The organism is Micromonospora sp. AMSO31t (assembly GCF_008868175.1).
Lineage (GTDB): Bacteria > Actinomycetota > Actinomycetes > Mycobacteriales > Micromonosporaceae > Micromonospora.
Map to the genome: position 1 here is coordinate 1 of NZ_WBKT01000228.1, position 7,489 is coordinate 7,489.

General features: G+C 77.5%; 7 protein-coding genes. All 7 read left to right on the forward strand.

Annotation, left to right across the window (positions count from 1 at the left end; all coding sequences use genetic code 11):
- The first annotated feature begins 1,005 nt into the window (after window positions 1-1,005).
- Entirely contained in the window at window positions 1,006-1,305 is a 300-nt protein-coding gene (locus tag F8274_RS29120) for a hypothetical protein (protein WP_151465560.1), read from the forward strand.
- On the forward strand, window positions 1,305-2,066 hold the full coding sequence (locus F8274_RS29125) for a hypothetical protein (protein ID WP_151465561.1): 762 nt from the start codon (window positions 1,305-1,307) through the stop codon (window positions 2,064-2,066). The genes F8274_RS29120 and F8274_RS29125 overlap by 1 nt, the downstream gene beginning before the upstream one ends.
- Complete coding sequence (locus F8274_RS29130; protein WP_151465562.1) at window positions 2,063-3,634, forward strand: phage baseplate assembly protein V; 1,572 nt, start codon at window positions 2,063-2,065, stop codon at window positions 3,632-3,634. The genes F8274_RS29125 and F8274_RS29130 overlap by 4 nt, the downstream gene beginning before the upstream one ends.
- The gene (locus tag F8274_RS29135; protein ID WP_151465563.1) at window positions 3,634-3,972 is read left to right on the forward strand and encodes a hypothetical protein; all 339 of its coding nucleotides are present in this window, start codon (window positions 3,634-3,636) and stop codon (window positions 3,970-3,972) included. The genes F8274_RS29130 and F8274_RS29135 overlap by 1 nt, the downstream gene beginning before the upstream one ends.
- A complete protein-coding gene (locus tag F8274_RS29140) occupies window positions 3,969-4,406 on the forward strand; it encodes a GPW/gp25 family protein (protein WP_151465564.1) in 438 nt (145 codons plus the stop codon). The genes F8274_RS29135 and F8274_RS29140 overlap by 4 nt, the downstream gene beginning before the upstream one ends.
- Entirely contained in the window at window positions 4,403-7,021 is a 2,619-nt protein-coding gene (locus tag F8274_RS29145; RefSeq protein ID WP_151465565.1) for a putative baseplate assembly protein, read from the forward strand. Before F8274_RS29140 ends, F8274_RS29145 begins: the two co-directional genes overlap by 4 nt.
- Window positions 7,002-7,489, forward strand: a 488-nt coding sequence (locus F8274_RS29150) for a phage tail protein (RefSeq protein WP_151465566.1), incomplete at its 3' end; no start/stop codon positions are given. The genes F8274_RS29145 and F8274_RS29150, both read left to right, overlap by 20 nt.

Here is a 7,489-nt window from a genome sequence, read left to right on the forward strand (position 1 = left end):
GGCCTCGGGGTCGGGAACGGACGCGGGATCGGGCTGCCGCTGCGGCCGTCGGTTCCGGGCCCGGGCTGGTGGCCGGCATGGGCTGGTGCGACGACCGGATTCGCTGGGGGGACGGTCGGATTCGCTGGGGGGACGGTCGGCATGGCAGCGTGTGGCGTTTCCGGTCGCTTCCGCCCGCCTGTCGATCCTCGCCGGCTCGGGGCGGTCTGGCCCGGCATGGATGGTTGGCGCCGTCTGGCCCGGCGGGTCGGTCACCGGCGCTCCGGCCCGCGTAATCTCGCCGATCCCGGCGGCTCGTTCCCGTACCCGCCCAGCCTGGAAGACGGGATCGCGGGGCGCGCACCGTCGGGCGGCGGCGCGGGCGGCGGATGGACGTCGGGCAGCGCGGAGGTTGCCCGCAGCCCGTTCGGCCTTCGGTGGGAGTCGGCCGCGACCGGGGCCGCGCGTGGATGGGTCGGCGGGCTGCCGGAGATTTCGTCGTCCGACGACACCCGCCCTGATGAGAGGTCGGACGGCGCGGTCGTCCCGCCGTTCCGCCCGGCCGTGCGGGCGCCCTGGTCGCCCGGCGGGACCGATGCGCCACCGGGATGGTTCCCCGGCGGGACGAGCCGCCCACCCGGCTCGCCGCCCGGCCCGACGAGCCGCCCACCGGGATCGCCGCTCGGCCCGACGGGCGGTCCAGCCGGATCGTCGCTCGGCCCGTCCAGGGCCTCGTGGGAGTCCTCGCCCCGAGTGCCCGGCCACGACCGGTGGGGGTGGGACAGCGTCGGGGTCAGCGCGGTCGAGCGGGGAACGGCCGGTCGCACCGTGCCGGTCCACCGGGCACCCGCCGCCGACCCAGCCGTGACCGCCGTCCCGCTCGCCGGTGCGGCCCCGGGTCGTGCGCGGCCCGGACCGCCGGCCGACGCAGCGGCATCGGACATCGCCCGGACGGCGACGGCCCGCGCCGACGACCTCCGGGTGCACCTGTTGTCGCTGGGACGACCACAAACGCACCCGGATCCGATGGCACCCGCGCGCCCGGACGGAGACGGCTGGGCGGGGCGGCCGGCGTCCGATCGTCCGGACTGGACCGGGGCGGCTGCCGGACCGTGGCCGGCGCTGCCGGCGGAGGCCGGCGAGCAGGCCGGGAGCGGCGGCACCGGCGGCAGGGCCGGCGGCGCGACCCGCGTCGGGGCCGGTGGAGTGCCGCGCTGGGACCCGTGGCCGGCGCTGCCCGACGACCGGGAGCTGTGGGCGCCGGCCGTCACGGCAGGGGACGCCGACCGGCTGGCCCGGCTCGACCGGGAACAGGCGGGTGACTGATGGAGCGCGTCGCCTTCCTCGTGGACGAGTCCGGCACCCGGGTGGACTGCCTGCTCAACCCGGAGACCGTGCAGGTGACCCGGCTGGCCGGCGTACGCCCCCGGGGCGCACCGGGCGGCCAGCTCACCGGGGCCGGCCTCGCCGACGACCCGCTCGTCTTCACCGGCGGCGGGCGGACCGAGCTGGTGCTGGACCTGCTGTTCGACACCGACTTCGTGGAGTCCCCGGCACGCCCCGAGGACGTCCGCGCGCTCACCCGCCCGCTGTGGATGCTGGCCGAGAACTCCGCGACCGAGCACGGCTGGCTGCGGCCCCCGCTGGTCCGGCTGGTCTGGGGCAAGACCTGGAACGTGCCCGGCGTCATCGTGGCCATCGCGGAACGCTTCGACGCGTTCACCCTCACCGGCACCCCGCGCCGCTCCTGGCTGCGGCTCAAGCTGGTCCGGGTGGCCGAGACCGCCGAGGCGGCCCAGGCGGGCTTCGAGGAGGAGCTGGCCGCGGCGAGCACACCGACCGTGCCGCCCGGGTCGGCCGTGGTCGCCGCCGCCGACGGGGCGGCCGAGCCGGGCTGGTCCGGGGTCCGTTTCGACCTGCTCGCCCACGACGCGCTCGGCTCACCGCTGCGCTGGCGGCTGCTCGCCGAGCACAACCGGATCAGCGACCCGCTGACCGTGCCGGCCGGCACCGCCCTGGCCGTGCCGGCCACCGCCACCGCGCCGCCGCCCGCCGACAGCAGCGCCGGGACGGGAGGTGCGCCGTGATCCGGGCCGCCGCCGTCACGATCGACGGGACTCCGCTGGCCGACCCCCGCCGGCTGCGCGGCGTGCGGGTCGCCGCCCGCCTGGACCAGCCGACCCAGTGCGAGCTCACCCTGGCCACCGCGCCGGGCGCCGCCGCCCTCGACCCCCCGGTACGCCCCGGCGCCGCCCTCGACCTGCGCCTGGACGGCCAGCCCGACGCCCTGTTCACCGGGGAGGTGACCGGCGTCGAGGTGGAGTACGCCGGTGACGGCGCGGCGCTGCTGCGGGTCCGGGCGTACGACCCGCTGCACCGGCTGCGCAAGCGGCAGGAGCTGCGGGTGTTCGAGTCGGTGACCGCCGCCGAGCTGGCCGGGGCGCTCTGCGCCGGCCTGGGGCTCAGCGTCGACGCCGACGAGGACGGGCCGCGCCTGGACCGGCTGCTCCAGCACCGGCACACCGACCTGGAGCTGCTGCGCGAGGTGGCCGGCCGGGCCGGCCTGCACCTCACCGTGGAGGGTGACCGGCTGCGCCTGCTGACCCTGGACGGTTACGGCGACCCGGTCCCGCTGACCCTCGGCGCGAATGTGCACGCGCTGCGGATCGCGGAGAACCTGGACCGGGCGGGCGGCGGGTGCGCCGCGCTGGGCTGGCACCCGCAGCGCGCCGAGCCGTTGCGGCAGGAGGCCGGTGAGGCCCGCTCCGGCCGGCGGATCCCGCTGCGCCCGGACCCGGGCGGGGTGGGCGCGGACGGGGTGCGCACGGCCGTCGACCAGCCCGGCCGCAGCGACGACGAGCTGGCCGCCCTGGCCCAGGCCGGATTGGACGCCCGGGTCGCGGCGCTGGTCACGGCCGACGGCACGGCCGAGGGCGACCCGGCGCTGCGTCCCGGCCGGCGGATCGCCCTGGCCGGCGTTCCCGAGCCGGTCGCCGGCGTGTACGTGCTCACCGAGGTGGTGCACACGCTCGACGCGAACGGGCACCTGACCCGCTTCTCGACCGTCCCACCCGGGCCGTCGCCGGCCGCCGCCCCCGTCGCGGCCACGGTCACGCTCGGCACGGTCACCGACGTTGACGACCCGGACGGGCTGGGCCGGGCCCGGGTGACCCTGCCCGCGTACGGGGACCTGGACGCCGGCTGGCTCGCGGTGGTCTGCCCGGGCGCGGGGCGGGGCAAGGGCATCGTGGCGCTGCCCGACCCGGAGGACACCGTGCTCGTGGCGCTGCCCGGCGGGGAGCCCGCGTCGGGCGTGGTGCTCGGCTCGCTGTTCGGCGCGGTCGAGCCGTACGACGCGGGGATCGTGTCCGGGCGCTCCCGGCGGTGGTCGATGCGGACCGGCACCGGGCAGTCGATCGTCATCGACGACGACGGGCGCACCCTGCGCCTGGCCACCGACGGTGGCAGCTTCGTCGAGCTGCGTCCCGAGCTGACCACCGTGCACGCGGCCGGCGACCTGGTGCTCTCGGCGCCGGGGCGGGCCATGGTGGTGCGCGCCCGCACCGTCGACTTCCTGCGGGCGGAGGTGGCCGAGGACGCCGAGACCGCCGCCGCCCAGGCCCGTACCCTCGCCCGCGCCCATGGAGGTGGCTGATGCGCTGGATCCACCGCGACTCGCTGATCACCTGCGACCACGACGGGCGGGTGGCCAACCGCCCCTCGCAGCGGTGGGTGACGGTGCGGGGCGTGCCGGTGCTGGTCGAGGCCGACCCGGAGGGGCGGGACATCACGGCCTGCCCCAACTACGGCCCGACCATCAAGCCCTGCGCGAAGACGCTGAAGGTGACCGTCGGCTACAGCGCCTGGCTGCGGGTGGACGGCCACCGCGTGGTGCTGTCCAACCTGGACGGGCTCACCGACGGCACCCCGCCCGGGCTGGTCCACCACACCGTCCGCGACCCGCGGCAGACCTTCCTGGGGGCGGACGCATGAGGGCCTTCCGGTTCGTCGGCGCCGGCTTCGACGCGGGTCGCACCGGCGGTCTCGCGCTGACCGCCGCCGGCGGCCTGGCTATGACCGAGGGCGACGAGACCGTACGCCAGGCGCTGTTCCTCCTGCTGTCCACCACGCCGGGCGAGCGGCTCATGCGCCCCGGGTACGGGTCCCGGCTGCACCGGCTCGTCTTCGCGCCCAACGACGACACCACGGCGGGGCTGGCCATCCACTACGTGCGGCAGGCGATCCGGCGCTGGGAGCCCCGGGTCGAGGTGCTCGACGTGGACGCCGGGCCGGACCCGGACGACCCGTGGCGGCTGGTGATCCGGCTGGACTACCGGGTGCGGGCCAGTCTCTCCCCCGGCCAGCTGGTCTTCTCCGTTGACCTGCTGCCCGTCGACGACGAGCCCGGCGAGGAGGGTCCCGCATGACGCTGCCCGTGCCGCACCTGGACGACCGCGCCTTCCTCGACCTGGTCACCGAGGCGCGGGAACGGATCCGCCGGTCCTGCCCGGACTGGACGGACCTCTCCGCGCACGACCCGGGGATGGCGCTGCTGGAGGCGTTCGCCTACCTCACCGAGGTGATGATCTACCGGCTGAACCAGTTGCCGGAGAAGGCGTACGTGTCCTTCCTCAACCTGCTCGGGGTGACCCGGCACCCGCCGGCCGCCGCCTGGGCGGACGTCCGTTTCACCCGGACCGGCGCGGACCGGGGCGCGGTCCGCGTCCCGGCCGGCACCCGGGTCGCCGCCGCCCGCGGCGCCGACCCGCGGCCGGTCGTCTTCGTGACCACCGAGCCGGCCGTGCTGCCCGCGGGCGAGACCGGGGTGACGGTACGCGTGCACCACTGCGAGCCGGTCGAGGCCGAGCTGCTGGGCACCGGCACCGGGCAGGCCGGTCAGGTGTTCCGGGCGGCCCGGGCGCCGCTGGCCCGGACCACCGAGGCGCTGGACCTGCTGCTGGGCGTGGAGGTGCCCACCGGGTCGGTGGAGCTGGGCGCGGCCGCCCGGGAGCACGAGGGCCGCACGTACGAGATCTGGCGTCCGGTGGACAGCTTCGCCGGCGTCGGCCCGCAGGCCAAGGTCTACCTGGTCGACCGCGCCTCCGGCGTGGTCACCTTCGCCCCCGCGCTGGACCTGCGGCCGGCGGACGGGGCCGGGCCGGGTGTCGAGGGGGCGCCCGGCCCGGTGGCGGCGGTGCCGCCGGCCGGGCGGCAGGTCCGGCTCTGGTACCGGTGCGGCGGCGGGCCGGCCGGCAACGTGGCGGCCGGGACGCTGACCAGCCTGCGCGACCCGCTGCCCGGGCTGAAGGTGGACAACCCGGCGCCGGCCGCCGGCGGGCGGGACCTGGAGTCGATGGAGTCGGCCCTGGCGCGCGGCCCGTACGAGTTCTTCGCCCAGCAGCGCGCGGTGACCGCCCGGGACTACGAGATCCTGGCCGCCGGTTCCGGCGCGGTGGCCCGGGCCCGGGCGTTCACCCGGGCGGCGGTCTACAGCTTCGCCCGCCCCGGCGAGGTCGAGGTGGTGCTCGTGCCGTACGTGCCGGAGCAGGCCCGCCCGGGCGGCCGGCTGCCGGTGACGGTGCTGCGGGAGCACGAGGTCGAGGAGGCCCGCCGCCGGGTGGAGGCCGACCTGGAGCGGCGCCGGGCGCTCGGCACGGCGGTGCGGGCCGGGTGGGCGCGCTACAAGGCGGTCTCGGTCCGGGCCCGGGTGGTGGTCCGCCGGGAGGAGGACGTGGACGCGGTGCGGCGGCGCATCCACGACCGGCTGCACCAGACGCTCAGCCCGCTGCCCACCCCGCTCAACCCGGCCGGCTGGGCGTTCGGCGAGCCGCTGCGGGCCTCCAACGTGTACCGGATGCTGGAGCACGCCGAGCCGGGCGTGCGCTACGTCGAGTCGGTCCGGTTCGTGGTCGACGAGGCGCCGGACGCTCAGGTGCGGACCGTGGCCGTCGACCAGTACCAGCCGGGCACGTGGTACGCCGGGCGCGGCCCGGTGCTGTTCCGCTCCACCGACGCGGGCGCCGGGTGGGAGCCGGCCGGCCGGTTCGACGGCGAGAGCGTGGTCCGGGTGGTGCCCGCGCCCGCCCCGGCCCGCCCCGGCGTGGTGCCCCGCGCCGGTTCGGTGGCCGTGGTGACCGCGCGGGACGCCGGCGGCTCCCGGGTCCGGCTGAGCACCGACCTGGGCGAGACCTGGACGCTGCTGACCGACCTGGACTCCGGGGTGCGGGACCTGGCCTGGATCGACCGGGACGGCGCCGGGGCGCTGCTGCTGGCCACCGACGCGGGCCTCTACGAGGTGTCCCTGCTGCCCGGCGCGGTGCCGCTGCAGATCCTGGTCGACCCGGCCGACGCCGACCGCGGCTTCTACGCGGTCCGGTCGTTCGTCTCCGAGCGCGGCGCGCCGGGTGTGGCGGTGGCCGCGCAGGCCGGCTTCGGCGTCTACCTGTCCACCGCGGCGGGCCGCCCCGGCACCTTCGCGCACGTCGGCCTGGCCAACGTGGACAACCGGGTGCTCGCCGTGCAGTACGACGGCCCGGCCACCCTGCTGTGGAGCGGCGCGGGCGAGCCGGACCCGAAGAAACCCGGGCAGGGCTGCCACCGCACCCGCCTGTTCGAGTCCGACGTGAAGTGGCAGTCGGTGGCGAGCGGCTGGATCGGCGGCACGTGCCGGGACCTGGCGTTCAGCGGCACCCTGGCGCTGGCCGCCACGCAGAGCGGCGGGGTGGTCCGGCTGGACACCCTGGCCGCGCAGCCGCAGTGGCAGCCCGTGTCGGTGAACTGCGGGCTGCCGTTGCGCGACCGGACCCGGTTCGTCCCGGTCGACGCGATCGCCGCCACCGCACCCGCTGGCGGGGGTGGGGCCGCCCGGCTGGTCCTGGCCGGCGGCGAGCGCGGCGTGTACCGCAGCGGCGACGCGGAGGACTGGACGGCCAGCGCCAACCAGGCCATCGCCGACGTGGTCACCGTCCCCGGCACCTGGCTGCTCTGCTCCGGCGAGCACGACATCGAGGTGGTGCGGCAGGATGCGCCGAGCGGCGATTGAGCGGCTGCTGCCGGCCGCGTACCAGCGGGCCGCCGGCCCGGGCAGCGTGCTGAGCGCGCTGCTGGACGTCATGGAGGCGCTGCACGCCCCCGACGAGGCGGTGCTCGCCGACGTGGACGCGCTGTTCGCGCCGTACCGGACGCCGGACGGGTTCGTGGCGTACCTGACCCGGTGGGTGGCCATGGACCACGTGGTCGCCGCGCCCCGGACGGACGCGCCGCTGCCGCTGCCGGTGGGTCGGCTGCGGGACCTGGTCGCGCACGGCGCGCTGCTGGCCCGGTGGCGGGGCACCCCGTACGGGATGCGCACGGCGCTGGAACTGGCCACCGGGGTGACCGGGTTCGTGCTGGAGGAGCCGGCCGACCGGCCGTTCCACGTGGTGGTCCGGGTGCCGCCGGCCGCCGCCGACCGGCTCGCCCTCGTCACCCGCATCGTCGAGGCCGAGAAGCCGGCCGCGGTCACCGTCGA